At 71.5% G+C, this 17,050-nt stretch carries 17 protein-coding genes; 7 read left to right on the top strand and 10 right to left on the bottom strand.

What is annotated here, in order from left to right; translation table 11 throughout:
• Positions 1-31: 31 nt before the first annotated feature.
• The 5 genes from ABZU43_RS31585 to ABZU43_RS31565 all read right to left on the bottom strand — a co-directional run bounded on the left by ABZU43_RS31585 (position 32) and on the right by ABZU43_RS31565 (position 5,210).
• Entirely contained in the window at positions 32-1,243 is a 1,212-nt protein-coding gene (locus ABZU43_RS31585; RefSeq protein WP_355010036.1) for a ferritin-like domain-containing protein, read from the bottom strand.
• Entirely contained in the window at positions 1,240-2,085 is an 846-nt protein-coding gene (locus tag ABZU43_RS31580) for a PhnD/SsuA/transferrin family substrate-binding protein (protein ID WP_355010035.1), read from the bottom strand. The genes ABZU43_RS31585 and ABZU43_RS31580 overlap by 4 nt, the downstream gene beginning before the upstream one ends.
• Positions 2,085-3,257 carry an acyl-CoA dehydrogenase family protein gene (locus ABZU43_RS31575; protein ID WP_355010034.1) on the bottom strand — a complete coding sequence of 391 codons (1,173 nt, stop codon included), beginning with the start codon at positions 3,255-3,257 and terminating at the stop codon, positions 2,085-2,087. The genes ABZU43_RS31580 and ABZU43_RS31575 overlap by 1 nt, the downstream gene beginning before the upstream one ends.
• 77 nt (positions 3,258-3,334) lie before the next feature.
• Positions 3,335-4,279: an ion transporter gene (locus ABZU43_RS31570; protein WP_355010033.1), complete on the bottom strand. Its 945-nt coding sequence runs from the start codon at positions 4,277-4,279 to the stop codon at positions 3,335-3,337.
• Positions 4,280-4,373: 94 nt separating this feature from the next.
• On the bottom strand, positions 4,374-5,210 hold the full coding sequence (locus ABZU43_RS31565) for an alpha/beta fold hydrolase (protein WP_355010032.1): 837 nt from the start codon (positions 5,208-5,210) through the stop codon (positions 4,374-4,376).
• Between the two features lie 65 nt (positions 5,211-5,275).
• Here ABZU43_RS31565 and ABZU43_RS31560 point away from each other — a divergent pair, with 65 nt between their 5' ends.
• Positions 5,276-5,974, top strand: a complete 699-nt coding sequence (locus ABZU43_RS31560) for a helix-turn-helix domain-containing protein (protein WP_355010031.1) — start codon at positions 5,276-5,278, stop codon at positions 5,972-5,974.
• 102 nt (positions 5,975-6,076) lie between these two features.
• Complete coding sequence (locus ABZU43_RS31555; RefSeq protein WP_355010030.1) at positions 6,077-6,436, top strand: hypothetical protein; 360 nt, start codon at positions 6,077-6,079, stop codon at positions 6,434-6,436.
• 27 nt (positions 6,437-6,463) lie between these two features.
• On the opposite strand, the gene ABZU43_RS31550 is transcribed toward ABZU43_RS31555, so the two are convergent.
• A complete protein-coding gene (locus tag ABZU43_RS31550) occupies positions 6,464-6,925 on the bottom strand; it encodes a GNAT family N-acetyltransferase (protein ID WP_355010029.1) in 462 nt (153 codons plus the stop codon).
• Positions 6,926-7,095: 170 nt separating this feature from the next.
• On the bottom strand, positions 7,096-7,953 hold the full coding sequence (locus ABZU43_RS31545) for an SDR family oxidoreductase (RefSeq protein ID WP_355010028.1): 858 nt from the start codon (positions 7,951-7,953) through the stop codon (positions 7,096-7,098).
• Positions 7,954-8,048: 95 nt separating this feature from the next.
• On the opposite strand from ABZU43_RS31545, the gene ABZU43_RS31540 reads away from it, so the two are divergent.
• Positions 8,049-8,444, top strand: a complete 396-nt coding sequence (locus ABZU43_RS31540; protein ID WP_196924914.1) for a helix-turn-helix domain-containing protein — start codon at positions 8,049-8,051, stop codon at positions 8,442-8,444.
• On the opposite strand, the gene ABZU43_RS31535 is transcribed toward ABZU43_RS31540, so the two are convergent.
• On the bottom strand, positions 8,441-9,397 hold the full coding sequence (locus ABZU43_RS31535) for a DMT family transporter (protein WP_355010027.1): 957 nt from the start codon (positions 9,395-9,397) through the stop codon (positions 8,441-8,443). The two genes, ABZU43_RS31540 and ABZU43_RS31535, sit on opposite strands and share 4 nt — an antisense overlap.
• Here ABZU43_RS31535 and ABZU43_RS31530 point away from each other — a divergent pair.
• The gene (locus ABZU43_RS31530; RefSeq protein ID WP_355010026.1) at positions 9,396-10,784 is read left to right on the top strand and encodes a PLP-dependent aminotransferase family protein; all 1,389 of its coding nucleotides are present in this window, start codon (positions 9,396-9,398) and stop codon (positions 10,782-10,784) included. The genes ABZU43_RS31535 and ABZU43_RS31530 overlap by 2 nt on opposite strands.
• A gap of 31 nt (positions 10,785-10,815) precedes the next feature.
• On the opposite strand, the gene ABZU43_RS31525 is transcribed toward ABZU43_RS31530, so the two are convergent.
• Positions 10,816-11,778, bottom strand: coding sequence for a helix-turn-helix transcriptional regulator (locus ABZU43_RS31525; RefSeq protein WP_355010025.1), 963 nt, complete (start codon positions 11,776-11,778; stop codon positions 10,816-10,818).
• 433 nt (positions 11,779-12,211) lie between these two features.
• Here ABZU43_RS31525 and ABZU43_RS31520 point away from each other — a divergent pair, with 433 nt between their 5' ends.
• Both ABZU43_RS31520 and ABZU43_RS31515 read left to right on the top strand, forming a co-directional pair.
• On the top strand, positions 12,212-12,874 hold the full coding sequence (locus ABZU43_RS31520; protein WP_355010024.1) for a hypothetical protein: 663 nt from the start codon (positions 12,212-12,214) through the stop codon (positions 12,872-12,874).
• A gap of 235 nt (positions 12,875-13,109) precedes the next feature.
• Complete coding sequence (locus ABZU43_RS31515) at positions 13,110-14,621, top strand: phosphoesterase (RefSeq protein WP_355010023.1); 1,512 nt, start codon at positions 13,110-13,112, stop codon at positions 14,619-14,621.
• Positions 14,622-14,707: 86 nt separating this feature from the next.
• On the opposite strand, the gene ABZU43_RS31510 is transcribed toward ABZU43_RS31515, so the two are convergent.
• Positions 14,708-15,310, bottom strand: coding sequence for a MarR family winged helix-turn-helix transcriptional regulator (locus tag ABZU43_RS31510; RefSeq protein ID WP_355010022.1), 603 nt, complete (start codon positions 15,308-15,310; stop codon positions 14,708-14,710).
• Between the two features lie 114 nt (positions 15,311-15,424).
• Here ABZU43_RS31510 and ABZU43_RS31505 point away from each other — a divergent pair, with 114 nt between their 5' ends.
• Complete coding sequence (locus ABZU43_RS31505) at positions 15,425-17,008, top strand: LLM class flavin-dependent oxidoreductase (RefSeq protein WP_355010021.1); 1,584 nt, start codon at positions 15,425-15,427, stop codon at positions 17,006-17,008.
• Positions 17,009-17,050 lie beyond the last annotated feature (42 nt).

Raw genomic sequence — 17,050 nt, 5'->3', positions numbered from 1 at the left:
CCGTGCACCGCACGGCGTGCGCGGGGATCGGCTACATGAAGTTGCGGGTGTGCAGGGCGGAGAGCGCCGCGGCCTCGTCGGGCCGGAAACCCAGCCGGACCAGCCGGCGCTGACGGCCCTGGTCCATGGCGTGTTGCAGAGCCCGCACCCGGTCGAAGCCGGCGGACACGTCGTCCGGGTGCCACCCACCCGCCGCGAGCACCACCAACGCGTCGAGAACGTCAGCGTTGAGGCCCGCCGTGTCGACGAGCGCGTCGTGACGGCGGTGGATGGCCGCCCGCAGCCGGTCGCGCAGCAGTGGATCCGACTGCGCCTGATGCTCCAGGTGTGCCATGCCGAACACCACGTGCCGGCGCTCGTCCTGCATGGCGAGCCAACAGATCCGGCGTGTCACCGGGTCCGGGGCGAACTCGTGCAGGAAGGACAGCAGATCGACGAAGCTGCCCTCGCCGAGCACGGAGAGCAGGAACGACGCCAACGCGAAGTCCGACTCCGCGACGAGGGTGAACAGCGACTGCCGACCGCCGGCGGACGACGTGCCCATCTCGGTGCCCCGTAGCAGTGCCCGCCGGCTGAAGACCTCCATGTGTCGGGCCTCGTCTGCCATCTGCACGGCGAGAAGCTGCACGACCTCCCGGAAGTGCGGGTGGATGCGCCCCACGAACCGGGCCGGCACGACGAGCGCTGCCTGCTCGTTCTCGACCAGGTACGTCATCACCTGCACCACCGCGGCCTCGACGTCGGCCGGCAACGCGAACGGGTCGTCCCACGGCACTGCGGTCTGCGGGTCCCACTGTCGCGCGGCGGCCTGCGCGTACAGGTGGGGGGCGATGTCGGCCCAGACCAGGTCGCGGTCGTCCAGGTCGAACCGGGCTTCGGGACCACCGGCCTCCAGGAGCGCGCCCCGGGCGCCGAGCCCCCATCGTGCGGGTGGTCGGCTGCTGAGCGCCGACGGCAGGGCCGGTCCGGCCCGCTCCGCGCCGAACCAGCGGTCGTCGTCCACCGACCCCCGGATGACGACGGCGACCAGGTCGCTCCGGTCACCCCGATCCGGCCACTCGACGCGGTGGCCCCGGCCACGACACCAGGCGGGCAGGTGAACGCGGAGCGCCGGGTCGCGACCGGAGACCGCCAACCGGCCGCCCGGCGGCAACCCGGCCAGGGCGCGCTGCACCAGCAGGTGTGCGCCCCGGCCGAAACCCAGCACACCCAGGTCGAGCGCGGCGACAGGTGTCGCGCTCACGGCCGGTAGTCCGTGGCCGTCACCCGCCCGTCGGGGGAGTAGAAACCGCTGGTGTCGACGGCGTCGGCGAGGACGTCGTACCCCGTGGTGCGGCCCTCCCGCCAGGCCGTCAACCCCTCCAGGTCCAGCAGCGGACGCACCTGCGGATCGGCGTACGACATGCCGAGCAGGAGCGTGCCGAAGAGCCGGACCCCCTCGGATTCCGGTGCGCGGACCGTCATGTTGCAGTGGTCGTAGCGTGCGGTCTGCGCCACGATCCGGGTGCCCTCGGGCGGTAACGTGCCCTCCTGGACGAAAGCCAGATGGTTGGCGTCGATCATGCAGGCGGCGTCGACCTCCCCGGCCACCAGGGCGCGGGCCGCGTCGCGCTCACCGCCGATGTGGTCGCCGTGCAGGCCGACACCCACGTCGAAGCGGCGTACGTCGACAGTGACCCCGCGCGCGGCGAGGTGATCCAACGGGATCAGCGTCGCCTGTGGACTGTCGACCGCCCCGACGGCGACCACCCGTCCGGCGAGGTCCGCGAGTTGGCGCACCGGCGAGTCCGCGCGGACCACCACGACCGAGGTGAGGTCCTGGTCGGTGTCGCGCATGGTGAGCGCGCGTACGGCAGTGCCGTTGGCGGACGCCAGCCGCTCGGCCCGCAGGTAGGCCAGGGGAGAGTTCCAGGCCGCGTCGATCCGCCCGGCGATGAGATCCTCGACCTGTCGCTCGTAGTGCGAGTAGAGGACGAAGTCGAAGTCCAGGCCCCGCCCGCGCAGCCAGGTGCGGAAGCCCTCCCAGATGGTCACCACCTTCGGGTCGTACGCGACAGCTCCCAGCAGAACGGTTGGCGCGGGCATCAGCGGTTGGCCTCGTCGAGCAGTGGCAGCCCGGTGGCGACCCGACCGACGAAATCGTGCAGCGCGTCGGTGGTCGGTGCCATCACCCGGGCCGCGCGGGCGTCCCGGAAACGGCGCTCGAGGCCCAACTCCTTGCGGAAGGCGCTGCCGCCGCAGAGCTGCATCGCGCCGTCGGTCACGTCGGCGACGGTCTCGCCGGCGAGCGCCTTGACCTGGAGCACCCGCAGCATCGCGTTGTCGCGGCCGGTCTCCAGGGCGGTGAGCGTGTCACCCAGGAAGGCCCGCAGCGCGTCGGTGCGGATCATCAGCAGGGCGAGGTCGCGTCGGGTGACGGGCGCGTCGCGCAGGGCGGCGCCGGTGTGCGCGAGCGTGGTCCTGGTGAGATGTCGGCCGGCCTCGGCCACCGCGCTGTCGGCGAGACCGAGACAGAAGGCGGCGTTGAGCACCAGGAACCAGGGCAGGACCGCCCCGAGCGCGGTGTCGAGCCCGGCCCCGTCGGCCGCCATCCTCGCCGTCGACGGAACCCGCAACCCGTCGGCGGTCATCGGGCGGGAGCCGTTGCCCCGCAGGCCCAGCCCGTCGAAGTCGCCTGTCACGCTGAGGCCGGCGCTGTCGGAAGGCACCAGCCACAGCGTCATCGGGCCGGCGTCGGGGGTCAGCGGAAGGCTCGACCAGACGTAGCTGTTGGCTTCGCCCGCCGCGGTGACCCAGCTCTTCCGGGCGTCGAGTCGGACGGTGTCGTCGTCGGCGGCGGCGGTAGCGGTGCCGGTCGGCGACCAGAAGTGGCTGCGCGAGCCGTACTCGGAGAACGCCAGCGTGGTGAGGTGATCGCCGGCGGCGATGGCCGTACGGACGTCGCGTGGACCGTGCGCCTCGATGACGGCGGTCGCCGCGTAGTGCATGAGCACCACCATCGCGGTGGACCCGCACTCGGCGGCCAGCCGCTCGATCACCTCGGCGACCGCCCGCATGCCGTGGCCGGCGCCGCCGACCTCGGTCGAGGAGGCCAGGCCGAGGAGGCCGGCTGCGGCGAGAGCATCGACACCCGGACGGGGGAAGGCCCCGTCCCGGTCGACGAACGGTGCCTGCGGGCGGATCACGTCGTCGATCACCGTGCCGAGCGTGTCTGTGGAATCGGTGGCGGTCTGGGCATTGTCGACACTGGCCGTCATGCCGGTACCCCTTCAGAAGGGCCGATGGGACCTCCGCCGACCCTATCCGAACGCGAGAACGCAGCGCGAGCGTCGGATCACCGTCTGGCGCGGGCGTTGTCCCGGTGGGATCGGCCGTGCCCGTCGTCGCGGTCGATGCGCAGCTCTCGTTCCAACTCGGTGATGACAGCCCGCAGATCGTCCAGTCGTTGGGTGAGCGCGATCCGGTCCACCTCGTCCGGTACGCCGTCGCCGTCCTCGTCGTATCCGGGGGCCAGTCGCTCGGTCATCTCCAGCCGGCGGGCCTCCTCCATGGAGTTCACGATGACCGCGATGAGGATGTTGAGCAGCAGGTTGACGGTGACGATCACGTAGCTGACGTAGTAGAGCAGTGTCCACGGTGAGATCGCCATGCCCTGCTCGATGAGGTCAGGCAGCGTCTCCAGAGACAACAGCACGAACAACGTCAGCAGTGACCGGCCGATGTCGCCGTACTCCTCCGGATACCTGTTGCCGAAGATGAGCCAGCCGGCCATCCCGTAGACGTAGAGCGTCACCACGGCCAGGGCGAAGAACCCGGTGACGCCCGGCAGGCTGCGCCACAGCGCGGAGACGATGGTCCGCAGACCTGGCGAGAACCGCACCAGGCGGACCATGCGGACGACCCGGACGACCCGTAGCAGCGCCGGGTCGCCGTGCAGGCCCGGAATGAAGATCGCCGCGATCACCACGAAGTCGAAGACGTTCCAGCCGTGCCGGAAGAAGTCCTGCGGGCGTCTGCCGTACGCCGCCAACCGGATGGCGATCTCGACGACGAAGACGGCTCGGAAGAACAGCTCCAGCCCGTGCAGCACGGTGCCCGCCGGGCTCAGGTCGTCGTACGTCTCCAAGCCGAGAACGATGCCGTTGGCGAGGATGACCACGACGATGGCGATCTCGAAGGGGCGGGACCGGGCGAGCTGGTCGCACCGGTCGGCCCATCCCGAGCGCGGGCCCGGTGTGGACGGCCCACCCCGGGGGGCGGGAACGGGTGCGTCACTCACCAGTCGGCCGACTCGATCGTGTGACGGTGCGAATGGTGTGCGGGCATGCCCACCAGACTAGCCAAGATCAAGACAGTGGAGATCGCGTGACCGCTCAGGAGTGGGGCGTCCGCTCTGTCGTCACGGGCGTGGCGAAGAAGGCGGCGAGTGGTTCGACGGTTCTCGGGTGCGCCCGGTTGATGGCGTCGTGGCCACTGCGCGCGATGGTCAGGGTCCGGGCGTGCGGCAGCGCGCGGGCGAGCGCCGCGTTCTGGTGCACGTAGTAGGGCGGGCCGTCGGCCCCGCAGGCCAGCAGCACCTCGGCGCGCACCCCGGCCCACCGGGTGGCCGGGCCGTCGTGCGCCAGGATCAGCGCGGCCTCGTCCAGCGTCGTCGGCAGCAGCTCGCCCATGGTCCGGCCGATCGGCGTTCGCAGGAACGCACGGATGATCGCGGTCCGAATGCCGAGTGGGAGTTTCGCCGCCGCCATCTGCGAGTTGATTCCGGCGGTCGTGATGGCGAGGCTGCGGGCGGTGTCGCCGGCCTGGGCCGCTGCCCGGGCCGGCGCGAGCCAGCCCGACGGGAAGCTGCCGTCGATCGAGACGGCGGCGTCGTAGAGGGCGAGCCGGTCGATCGGCAGTCGGAGCGCGGCTTCGAGCGCCAGGAAACCGCCGCCGCTGTGGCCGATGACGTTGCCGGACCCGGTGTGCTCCAGTACGGCGGCGAGGTCGTCGACCTCCTGATCAGCGGTGTAGGGCATCGACCTCGGTGGCGCGTCGGCCCGTCCCCGTCGGTTGTAGAGGTGAACGCTGAACCGGTCGGCGAGTGCCGTGGCCAGCCGCCGGTAGACGTCGATCGTCACGCCGCCGCCGTGCACCACGACGATCCCTGGCCCCGTCCCGGTTGAGTGCAGCACGATCGTCGCGCCGTCCCGTGCCCTGACCTGCTCCATGTCTGGTCCACCCTTCTCCCACCGACAAACAACTGCAAACGACGTTCGCAGTTTACAGTAGGTCGGTGAGCGACGCACCCGCGAGTACCGGCGACGGCGGCCCCGAGCGGCAGTCGATCTGGAGCAGACCCGAACGCGGCAGCCGCGGCCCCGCCCCGGCACACAGTCGGGACGCCATCGTGGAGGCCGCCATCGCCCTGGCCGACGCCGAAGGGCTGGCGGCGGTGTCGATGCGCGCCGTGGCCGCCGCGCTCGGCACCGGCGCCGGGTCCCTCTACCGCTACCTGACGTCCCGCGACGACCTGTTGGACCTGATGACCGACCGGGCCGTGGGGGAGCTGCGCCCGTACCCGCAGGTGAAGGGCGACTGGCTGGAAACGATGGTGCTGCTGGGGCGACGGCAGTTGGCGCTGTTCGCAGCCCACCCGTGGTTGCCTGACGTGATCCATCGGCCCTCGGGCGCCGGCCCGGAGAGCCTGGCCTGGTTCGACAACTGCATCCGGGTCCTGGAGCCCGTGCGCTGCCCGGTGACCGCCAAGTTCGAGGCCATCGCGATGATGACAGGCGTGGTGAGCCTATTCGCCCGCCGCGAATCCGCCGCTGGGGCGTTCAGCTTGGCCGGGGTGGACCTCACGACGTACCCGCACCTCGTCGCGGCGTTCAGCCAGCCCGCCGGACCACCGCCCCGGGCGGACCTCGTCGAGCGGACCCTGCGCGGTCTGCTCACCGGCCTGCTGGTCGCGGAGTCGACCGAGTCGGGCTGAGCGGATCGGCGTACGGGCGGTGTCCGTCGTTCGTCCGCCACCGCGACGCCCGCTGGTCTAGGTTCTCGATGGTGAGCGGGACCAGCTGCGAAGAGGTGCGCGATGTCCGACCCTGATCTTGCCGACCTGCGCCGACGGGCCACTGACGGTGACCGGGACGCGGTCGACCAGCTCGTCGAGCTCGCGGGGGAGCGGGGTGACCTCACCGAACTGCGTCAGCTGGCCGAGAACGGCAACGCCGACGCGGCGGCCCAGCTTGTCGAACTCGCCACCGAACTCGGCGACATGGGCGAGTTGCGGCGTCTCGCCGACCGGGGCGACAAGGACGCCGCTGACCAGCTCGTCGAGTTGGCCGCGGAGCGGGCCGACGTCGGTGAACTTCGCCGGCTCGCCGACGGCGGGAACCGGGACGCGGCCGACGTCCTGGCCGAGCTCACCGAGGAGCAGGACGAGGCGGAGTAGTCGGGCGGGACGCGGCAGCGGTCGGCGTCAGGTTGTCGTGGTGAGGTATCGGCGGTAGCCGAGGGCCGACTGCGCGAACCCGAGGGACGCGTAGAACCGGTGGGCGTCGGTACGCACGGCGTTCGACACCAGTTGGACCTTGTAGCAGCCGGCCGCCGTCGCCTCGTCGAGCGCCGCCAGCATGAGGGCCCGGGCGACTCCACGACGACGCCAGTCGGACGTGACCACCACGTTCTCCACCACCATGTACGGTCGCGCCCCGTGGGTGAGGTTGGGGACGACGACGGTGTCCAGCGTGCCCACGAAGGTGTCCCCGGCAACTGCCAGCAGGAGGCGGCGGCCAGCTTGGGCGTGCAGGTCACGCCAGGCGGTGGCGAGCCGGTCGACGTGCGGCCGTGCGTCGTCCGGAGCGAGCTGCCCCAGCACGTCGAAGACCAGCTCGGGGTCGTCCTGCGCCACGGCGGTGCGGATGACGACGTCGCCGCTCACCGAGTCGACGCCAGACTGTCCAGATCGGACGGCGCGGAATGCCGACGTCGTTGCCCCTCGTACCGGGAGAGCCGGCTGTCAATGTTCCTCACCATGGCGCCGAGGATACGGTCACCGGGTGGCGGGCGACGGCGACCTGCCACCGCCGCCCGCTTCGGCGATGACCCCGGTCAGGTCCGCGCCGCCCGGACGGCGTCGCGCAGTGGGGTGCTCGGTCGGCCGATCAGCCGGCTCAGGTCGTCGCTGTCGGTCGCCAGTTCGCCGTCGGCGATGGACTGGTCGAGCGCGGCGACGAACCCGGCGGTGCCCGCGTCCAGGCCGACGTTCTCCAGGGCCGAGGCCAGCGCGGCGGCGGACATGTCCTGGTGAACGACAGGGGTGCCGGTCACCTCGGTGACGGCTTCGGCCAGTTCGTCGAAGGTGAACGCCGTACCGCCCAGTTCGTAGACGGCGTTGCCGTCCTCATCCCGGGTCAGCGCGGCGACGGCCGCCCCCGCGTAGTCGGCCCGGGTCGCGGCGGAGATCTTGCTGCCGCCGGTGGCGCCGAGGATCGTGCCGGACCCCAGGTACTGCGGTAGCTGGTCGGTGTAGTTCTCGATGTACCAACTGTTGCGCAGCACGGTGTAGGCCAGGCCGGACGCGGCGAGCACCTCCTCGGTGGCCTTGTGCTCAGGGGCGAGCGGGTTCGCGGTGGTGTCGGCCCTCAGGATGCTCGTGTAGACGAGACGCTCGACGCCGGCGAGCTTGGCGGCGTCGATGACCGCGGTGTGCTGCGCGACGCGCTGACCGGGAGTGTCGCCGGAGATGAGCAGCAGGCGGCGTACGCCGGCCACGGCTCCGGGCAGCGTCGACGGGTCGTCGTAATTGGCCTTGCGGATCTCGACGCCGCGCGTGGCCAGGTCGGCGGCCTTCTCCGGGCTGCGGACGATGGCGGCGATGTCGGTGGCGGGTACCCCGTTGTCGAGCAGTTGCCCGATCACGAGGCGGCCCAGCCGGCCGGTGGCGCCGGTGACGGCATAGGTGGGCATGGGAACCTCCGGAGTTAGTGACAGATCAGCAGGCACTTACGAATCTACAGCACTAACCAACGGGCAGCGTGGGTTAGGCTGGTGAGGTGAGCGACATGCCGGCCCAGGACCCGGCGGGGCCTACCCAGGAATTCGTCAGCGATGTCTTCGCCCGGGGTTGCACCTCCCGCGCGGCCTTCGAGGACGTCACCTCGAAGTGGGCCTCGCTGGCCCTGTTGGCGCTCGGAGAGGGTCGCTACCGCTTCAACGCGCTGCGTCGGCGCATCGACGGGGTCAGCGAGCGGATGCTCTCCCAGACCCTGCAGACACTCGAACGCGACGGGATGCTCACCCGCGAGGTGCTCACCGCGATCCCACCGCGCGTCGAATACTCGCTGACCCCCCTCGGCGCCCGGGTCGCCGAGCAACTGCGTGGCCTCGCCGATCTGCTGGAGGCCTCGGTGCCCGAGTTGCAGACCGCCCGCGACAGCCGCGAGCGCGACCGGGGCTAGGACGAACCCGCGCCTGCCTCGCGTCGCGTCACGACCGACCGTGGGCTCTGGCGGATGCGCTGGGTCGCCACGACGCATCCCAGCACCGCCAGCGCCGCCACGATCGAGGCGGGGGAGACCACCTCGCCGAGCAGCAGCGCCGACCACCCCAGGGTCAGCACCGGCTGGGCGAGTTGGACCTGGCCCACCTGCGCTACACCGCCCCGGGCCAGGCCCGCGTACCAGGCGAAGAAGCCCAGGAACATCGAGACCCCGGTGAGATAGCCGAACGCCGACCAGCCGAGAGCGTCGGCCTGCGGCGGACTGACGGCGGCGGCAACGGCCGTGACCGGAACGGTGATGGGCAGCGAGAGCAGCAACGCCCAGCAGATCGTCCGAGCGCCGCCCAACTCGCGGGCGAGCGCGCCGCCCTCGGCGTAGCCAAGGCCGCAGAGCACGACCGCCGCGAGCAGGAACAGGTCGGGCAGGGTGAGGGCACCGCGTACCGCGCCACTGGCGCCGAGAAAGGCGAGAACCGCCAGCAGCCCGCCGGCGCTCACGATCCAGAACAGCGGCGGTGGGCGTTCGCCGGCCCGCAGCACCGCGAACACGGCCGTCATCGCGGGCAGCGCGGCGATGACGACCGCGCTGTGCGCGGAGGTCTGGGTGAGAAGCGCCATCGAGGTAAACAGGGGAAAGCCGACGACGACTCCGAGAGCGACGATCGGCAGCCGTCGCCACTGACCGGGGGTGGGCCGCGGTGCGCCGGTGAGACGCAGGTACGCCCATGCCAGCAGGCCCGCGCCGACAGCCCGGCCGAAGGCGACGAACCACGGGTCGAGTTGCTGCACGGCCATGCGGGTGACCGGAAGTGACAGGCTGAAGCCGAGCACGCCCAGGGCGCCGAGACCGAGCCCGGAGAGCCGGTCCGCTGTTACCGTGTTTTCCGCAGTAGCGCTACTCTTGTCCCTCATGGAAAACGGTAACGCAGCCCAACGCGTTATCCAAGATCTGCGGACCCTCGCGGCCGTCGCCGGCCCCGGCGCCCGACTGCCCTCGGTACGAGAGCTGACCGCCCGACATCAGGCCTCGCCGGTCACCGTCGCCGAGGCCATCCGACAGTTGGCGGCCGAAGGGCTGATCGAGGCGCGACCCGGCCGAGGCACCTTTGTGGCCACTGCACCGGACGAGCCGGGCGTACCCGACCTGTCCTGGCAGACCGTCGCGCTCGGGCCCCGCCGGTTCGGTCAGGATGAGATGCAGGCGCTGTTGGCGCTGACGCCCGCCGGAACGATCCCGCTGTCCGGTGGCTACCTCGACGCGGACCTACAGCCTGCCGCTGCGCTCGGAGCCGCCCTCACCCGAGCCGCCCGCCAGCCCGCGAGCTGGCAGCGGGGGCCGGTCGAGGGCCGCGCGGACCTGCGCACGTGGTTCGCCCGCGAGGCCGGGGCGGGGCTGCATGCCGAGGACATGGTGATCTGCCCCGGCGGGCAGGCCGCCCTGTCGTCCGCGTTGCGGGCCCTCACCGCGCCCGGTGATGCCCTGCTCGTCGAGTCGCCGACCTACCTGGGTGCGTTGGCCGCCGCCCGCGCGGCCGGGCTGCGGGTGGTGCCCGTGCCGGCTGACGCCGACGGGGTACGACCCGACCAACTCGCCGCCGCGTTCGCCCGCACCGACGCCCGGCTCTTCTACTGCCAGCCCTTGTACGCCAACCCCCACGGCGCGACGTTGGCGGAGCACCGCCGGGCGCAGGTCGCCGCTGTCGTCCGCGAGGCCGGGGCGTTCCTGATCGAGGACGACTACGCCCGTGACCTCACCATCGACGATGCGGCTCCGCCACCACTGGCCAGCGATGATCCCGACGGTCACGTCATCTACCTTCGTTCACTGACCAAGTCGACCGCCCCCGGGCTGCGCGTCGCCGCCATCGGAGCCCGCGGCCCGGCCGGAGCGCGACTGCGCGCCGCCCGGCTGCTCGACGACTTCTTCGTCGCCGGACCACTGCAACAGGCGGCGATCGACTTCGTCACCTCTCCGTCGTGGTCGCGGCATCACCGGGCACTGCGCAGAGCCCTCCGGATACGCCGTGACGCGTTGCTGACCGCGCTACGCCGGCATCTGCCAGGCATTGCCCCCCCATCGATCCCACGTGGCGGCATGCACCTCTGGGTGCGCCTCGCCGCCGGCGCCGACGAGGCGGCACTGGTCGCTGCCGCGGCGGCCGAGGGCGTCGCCGTCTTCCCGGGCCGGCCGTGGTACGCGGCCGACCCCCCGGCCCCGCACCTACGCCTCACCTACGCGGCAGCCGCACCCGAACTCATGGACGAGGCCGTTCGACGCCTCGCCCGCGTCCTCGGTTGAACACCGGTCGCAGACGTCCGGTGCGTGGGTTTCAGGCATTCAGCGTCTCGCGCGGCGGCACACCGAAGTTGGCGTGGTAGCGCGCGGTGAACCTGCTGTGGCTGGCGAATCCCCACCGACTGGCGATCGCCGAGACCGTCTCCTGGCGCGGGTCGGCGCGTACCAGGTCGTGGTGCGCCCGGACGAGCCGGACCCGACGCAGGTAGGCCATCGGGGTGGTACCGAGGTGACGGCGGAAGGCGAGTTGCACCGCCCGGAGGGAGACACCGGCGGCGCTGGCGATGTCGGCCGCGCTGATGTCCCGGTCGGCGTGCTCCTCCAGAAACGTGATCGCCCGTCGCAGCGTGGCGGTGGTGGCGTCGTTCCGGTCCGCCGCGGTCGGCTCGGTGAACGCGGTGTTGGGGAAGACCGCCAGCGCCGCCGCGGCCAGCATCCGGGCAGCGTTGCCGATCACCAGCGACTGTGCCCCGTCGGCCGGGCTGTTCAACACGATGTCGCGGACGAAGCTGGTGGTGTTGCGCCACTGCCGGGCAAGGGCAGTGCTGGCGGCACCGAGCTCGGTGAACTCGATCCGACCGGGCCGGCGGGCCGGCGCGGTGGTGGCCACCTGCTCCAGCACCGACAGGTCCAGTACGCAGAGCTCCACCTCGCCGGGATTCCAGTGGATGGTGCACGGCTCCTCGGGCCTCGTCACGAGGAATGCATCGCCGGGGCCGAACCGGTGGGCCGATCCGGCGCAGGAGCGACCGCCGTGCGCGGTGCGGTTGCGACCGATGGCCAGCCTGCCGAGGGCGCTGACGTCGATCTCCAGGTGCCCGTTCTGGCGCGTGGTCGCGATGGCGAAGGGGCCGGTGTCGACGCGGTGATGGGTGAGCCGATAGGCGTTCCTGCTCCGAATGCGCAGCTTCGGGTCGTATGTGTCGGACAGGAATTCCTGGATGGCCGTTGGATCACGGCTGTCGAACTGGTGGGTCTGCACGTGCGATGACGTCATCCGCTGTCTCCGTCGGGTGGAGGTGCCGCCGGGTGCTGGAACGGTTGCCGGCGGCAGGTTCGGGACGTGCCGGGGTACTCGGCGGTGACCCGGCACATCGTTGGCCGGCGGTGCGGGTGGGATGAAACGTCGCGAGCGGGACGGCAGCGACCGGTTGAGCGTGTCGGCTCTGGCTCTGGTCAGACCATTCACTGATGCTGATGCGCAATATCTGTAGATGGGAATGTCACCATACGACAATCGCCGACGTGTCGTGCTCCGAATCACGGCGATGTGTCAGCAGCTCGACTTCGTTTTCCGGCTAGCGCGCCACGTGGTTCTGCGTCCGCTGTCCTAGCCATCCGCGCGGCCGACAGCGAAATCTTGTTCATGATTCGTCGGAGGATGACCGACCGGCTCGTTGCCGGGAGGCCGACCCACGGAGGGGGAAGCGTTGGACAGTACCGATCCTGACCGCATCGTTCGGCTGGCTGTCGCCGAGGCGCTGGCCCGGGTGGCGGACGAGGACAGCCTGGGTCTGGGCGAGGGGGACGCGCTGGAGAGGCTCGGGCGTGGGCTCCGGGAGGTCCTGCGGCGCGCACTCGATGACCGGGTGCCGCTGACCACGCCGGAGTTCGTCGACCTCTGCCGGGACCTGCGTCTGCACCGTGACGCCTTCGACCTGCTCGGGCACTACCTGTTGACCGCGTTGCTGGCCCAGCACGTCGGACCGGACGCCCTGATCCGCGTCGGCGTGCTCTTCGGCACGGTCGGGCGTTACCTGCCCGGCGCCCGTCCGGTGGCCCACCGCAACGAAGGTCCCGCCGCACGGCGACGCGACGTGCGCTCGGACAACAGCGTCGTCGGTCGGTACCGGCGCGCCAAGCTGCCGGAGCACCTTCCCAACCCGCCAAGCTGGACCTGCACCGGATGCGGCCGCGAGTGGCCCTGCGCCACCAAGCAGAGCCAACTGCTCGCCGAGTTCGGTGGAGCGCGCGCCTCCCTCGCGGTCTATCTCGGCTCCTGCCTCGTCGCCGCCGCTCAGGACCTGCCCACGATGCCGTTGCCCCGGGTCCGGCTCCGCTTCCTGGGCTGGCTGCCGCGGGCCCGGATCTGACCGGGCCGTCGGCGGGGGACCGGTCGGCGAACGCCCTGACCCGGCCCCGCCGGGGCCGGGCCGGTCTGGACACGGCGCGATCACGGGGTGACCCGCTGCTGACCGGCCCGGCGCCTTGGCCAGGTCGGGGCAGGGTGTTCATCGCGCGCACCCGCTGCGTACGGCGGCTGTTCACCGCCTTCTCCGAGGCTCCTTGATCGAAAGAGCATTCGCTTGATCGAGGAGAGGCTCTCAGGTGAGAGACAAGCATCCCGAAGAGACCGAGCACGCGCAGCTGTCCCGGCGCAAGCTGGTCAAGTACGCGGGCGTCGGTGCGACGCTGGCCGCGGCCAGCCCACTGGTCGGCGCTGGCGCGGCCTGGGCCGCTGAGGACCGCAGGCCGGGTGACGACGACAAGACCGACCGGGGTAATTCCAAGAACCGGGCGTGGCGTGCGGGCGACCACCACATCCACTCCGAGTACAGCGGCGAGTTCGACACCACGAAGTCCCCGATCGTCTTCCACAAGGGCGCGGACGCGGTCTACCCGATCGTCACCAACGCCATCATGGCGAAGAACTTCGGCCTGACCTGGGCGATGTGCACCGACCACGGTGGACCGACCCACTCGAAGGTGAACATCGAGCAGGCATACCCCGACCTGCTGCGATCCCGCAAGCTGGTCCCCGAGGTGCTCCAGTTCTGGGGCATGGAGTTCGACGCGCCCTCGCTGGACCACCACACGCTGATGATCCCGCGCCATGAGGACGAGGCGAAGCAGCTCTTCGAGCTGGAGAGCCGGTTCGCCAAGTACGACGCGTTCCCCACCGACCCGGCCCGCGACACCGAGGCCAAGATGGTGGAGTTCCTCAAGGTGGCCCGGGGCATGCCGCACAAGCCGCTGGTGATCGCCCACCACGCGTCCCGTTCGGCGCCCGGTCTCGGCGTCTACGGTCAGGACACCCCGCGCGAGTTCCGCAACGGCAACAACGCCGCGCCGGACGTCTACATCGGCTTCGAGGGCGCGCCCGGTCACCAGGCCGGCCCGCTCAACGGCGGCAAGCGGGGCGGCTACGGCAACCACCCCACCTACGGCGGCTTCGACCAGATGACCGCGCGGGTCGGCGGCCTGTGGGACTCACTGCTCGGCGAGGGCCGGCGCTGGTGGATCACCGCGACCTCGGACTCGCACGTGCACTGGACCCGGGGTGGCTCCGACTTCTGGCCCGGCGAGTACAGCAAGACGTACGTGCACGCCCGTCAGGACTACGGCGACATCATGGACGGCCTGCGCAACGGCCGGATCTGGGTCACCACCGGTGACCTGATCCGCAGCCTCGACGTCACCGCCACGTCCCAGGGCAGGACCGCCGAGGTCGGCGAGACGATCACGGTGAGCCGTCGTAGCCGTACCGATGTCGAGATTGAGATCACCTTCCGCCCGCTGGGCGGGGTGAACGCGAACGGCGACCGGCCCGAGGTCCGCCGGGTCGACCTGATCGTCGGCCAGATCACCGGCCCGAGCGCCAGCCTGGACGCCGACACCAATCCCACCACCACTGTGGCGGCCCGGTTCGGCCCGCGGGACTGGCGTCGGCGGGGCGACAGCTACGTCATCCGGCACACCCTGCGCAATGTCGAGGCGGACACCTACGCACGGGTGCGCGGCACCAGCACCGACGAGGCCGAGCCGCTCGCCGACGGGCTGGAGAGCCCGTGGGACGACCTGTGGTTCTACTCGAACCCGGTCTTCGTGCACGTGCGCTGACCGATGCGGTAGCGACATCGCGGGCCTGTCCGGCACCGCACGACGTCCGGTGGTGCGGGGCAGGCCCGTTGCGCTGCAGTCGCAGGTCAGTCGGGCCTGCTGCGCCGGGCCCGGGGAGTGGCGGTTCGCCCACTCCGCGCCGCCGCGGCACCGCTGCGAGGCGCAGCGGGCGCGGCGGGCTCCGGGTCGGCCTGCACCTGTGTCACCACCTCGCAGAGGTCACGCAGCGGGTCCGCCGCCTGGGCCGAGCAGGCGACCTTCTGAAGCAGTGACCGCAGCGTCGCCGACTCGGCCGGGGTGAGCGCCCCCAGCAGATGCGACTCGACCTGCCGCAGTGCGACCCGCCGCTTTTCCCAGGCGGCACGGCCGGCGTCGGTGACCTCGATGAGCCGGTTGCGCCGGTCGGCCGGGTCCGCGCGCCGGGCAACGAACCCGGGCCGCTCCAGGTCGTCGATCAGGTACGTGAGGACGGTGCGGTCGATGCCGATCTCCTCGGCGATCGCGCCCTGGTTTCGGGCCGGCCCGTTGCTGGCCGCGGTGAGTAGTTGGTAGCCGCGCGGGCCACCGGGGAAGTCGGTGAGCGCGTGCTCGGCCGCCCGGACGTAGCCGCGGAAGACGATGCCGAGCATCCAGCCCAGGTCGTCGTCGAGCGGATCGGGCCGGTCCGGCCGGTGAGAGGCACCCGTCATCCCCCGACAATACCGCAGCGAGGCAGACCTTGTTGGCAGAAGATGTTCTGACTGGCATAAGGTTATGGCCACGGCGCATCGACCGAGGCGTCGGGGAAATCGGGAGGCTCGCAGATGAGCGACTACGGCCACGACCTGGTCTTCGGCTCCTTCGTCACGCCCAGCGCTGACAATCCGGACCGTACGGTCGGTGTCGCCGTCCTGGCCGAGCAGGTCGGGTTGGACCTGGTCACCTTTCAGGATCACCCGTACCAGCCGGCGTTCCTCGACACCTGGACGCTGCTGAGCTTCGTGGCGGCCCGCACCAGCCGGGTGCACCTGGCGGCGAACGTGACGAACCTGCCGCTGCGCCCGCCGGCGGTGCTCGCCCGCAGTGTGGCCAGCCTGGATCTGCTCAGCGGTGGCCGGGTCGGCCTCGGCCTCGGGGCAGGGGCGTTCTGGGACGCCATCGAGGCGATGGGCGGTCGGCGGCTGACCCCCGGCCAGGGCGTACGGGCGCTGGAGGAGGCCATCGAGGTCGTCCGTCAGCTCTGGGACGTCGAGACGCGCGGCGGAGTGCGGGTCGACGGAGAGTTCTACCGGGTGGTGGGTGCCAAGCGCGGTCCGGCTCCGGCCCACGCGGTGCCGATCTGGCTGGGCGCGTACAAGCCCCGGATGCTCCAGCTCACCGGTCGTCGGGCCGACGGTTGGCTGCCCTCGCTGGGCTACCTCCAGCCCGGTGATCTGACCAGGGGCAACGCGATCATCGACGACGCCGCGCAGCAGGCTGGCCGGTCCCCGCAGGACGTGCGTCGGTTGCTCAACATCGCCGGGGAGTTCTCGGCCGTCGGGCGCGGCCCGCTGAACGGACCCGCCGAGCAGTGGGCCGAGGAGTTGGCCGAGCTGGCGCTGGAGGAGGGCGTCGGCACCTTCATCCTGGGCAGCGACGACCCCGACGACCTGCGCCGCTTCGCCGGCGAGGTGGCGCCCGCCGTCCGCGAGCTCGTCGCCGCCGAACGTGACCGGGGCGCGGCTCCGGCACGTACGCCGGAGCCGGAACCGGAGCCGGAGCCGGTCGCTGCGCAGCCGGTCCGGGCGAGCCGCGCCACCGCGACCGGTGGTGCGTTCGCCGTGGTGCCGACCCCCGACGACGGCGTACGGCGAAGCGAGCGGCAGGTGTGGGACGAGGCGGCCCGGCCGACCGGGCCCGCGCCCGACCCGGAGCGCACCTACACCCCGCAGGAGCAGGCCACCGGCGCGCACCTCGTGCAGGTCCACGACGGGCTGCGCGCCGAGCTGGCCCAGATCCACGACCTGATCGAGCAGGTGGCGACCGGCGAGATCGACGCCGGTGCGGCCCGGTCCCACATCAACACGATGACAATGCGGCAGAACCGGTGGACCCTCGGCGTCTACTGCGAGTCGTACTGCCGCATCGTCACCACCCACCACACGATCGAGGACCAGTCGCTCTTTCCCAGGTTGCGGGCTCGTGACCCGCGACTCGCCCCGGTGGTCGACCGGCTGGAGCAGGAGCATCACGTCATCCACGACGTGCTGGAGGGTGTCGATCGGGCCCTGGTCGCGTACGTCGGGTCTCCGGACGGGCTCGCCGAGCTGCGGGCCGCGGTGGATCTGCTGACCGACGCCCTCCTGTCGCACCTCAGCTACGAGGAGCGGGAGCTGGTCGAGCCGTTGGCGCGTCTGGGCATCGCCTGATCAGCGCGCCGCTGTGGCGGCTCGGGGTTGCCCCGATCCAAT

It is taken from the genome of Micromonospora sp. NPDC005205 (genome assembly GCF_040608275.1).
Taxonomy (GTDB): domain Bacteria; phylum Actinomycetota; class Actinomycetes; order Mycobacteriales; family Micromonosporaceae; genus Micromonospora.
The sequence above is the reverse complement of the archived record's forward strand: the minus strand, read 5'-3'. Positions and strand labels throughout refer to the sequence as shown.

Bases quoted from the DNA above. Each gene is read 5' to 3' on its own strand.
- ABZU43_RS31580 (WP_355010035.1), bottom strand. From the start codon at position 2,085: ATGCCCGCGCCAACCGTTCTGCTGGGAGCTGTCGCGTACGACCCGAAG.
- ABZU43_RS31575 (WP_355010034.1), bottom strand. From the start codon at position 3,257: ATGACGGCCAGTGTCGACAATGCCCAGACCGCCACCGATTCCACAGAC.
- ABZU43_RS31565 (WP_355010032.1), bottom strand. From the start codon at position 5,210: ATGGAGCAGGTCAGGGCACGGGACGGCGCGACGATCGTGCTGCACTCA.
- ABZU43_RS31555 (WP_355010030.1), top strand. From the start codon at position 6,077: ATGTCCGACCCTGATCTTGCCGACCTGCGCCGACGGGCCACTGACGGT.
- ABZU43_RS31545 (WP_355010028.1), bottom strand. From the start codon at position 7,953: ATGCCCACCTATGCCGTCACCGGCGCCACCGGCCGGCTGGGCCGCCTC.
- ABZU43_RS31540 (WP_196924914.1), top strand. From the start codon at position 8,049: ATGCCGGCCCAGGACCCGGCGGGGCCTACCCAGGAATTCGTCAGCGAT.
- ABZU43_RS31530 (WP_355010026.1), top strand. From the start codon at position 9,396: ATGGAAAACGGTAACGCAGCCCAACGCGTTATCCAAGATCTGCGGACC.
- ABZU43_RS31535 (WP_355010027.1), bottom strand. From the start codon at position 9,397: ATGAGGGACAAGAGTAGCGCTACTGCGGAAAACACGGTAACAGCGGAC.
- ABZU43_RS31525 (WP_355010025.1), bottom strand. From the start codon at position 11,778: ATGACGTCATCGCACGTGCAGACCCACCAGTTCGACAGCCGTGATCCA.
- ABZU43_RS31510 (WP_355010022.1), bottom strand. From the start codon at position 15,310: ATGACGGGTGCCTCTCACCGGCCGGACCGGCCCGATCCGCTCGACGAC.
- ABZU43_RS31505 (WP_355010021.1), top strand. From the start codon at position 15,425: ATGAGCGACTACGGCCACGACCTGGTCTTCGGCTCCTTCGTCACGCCC.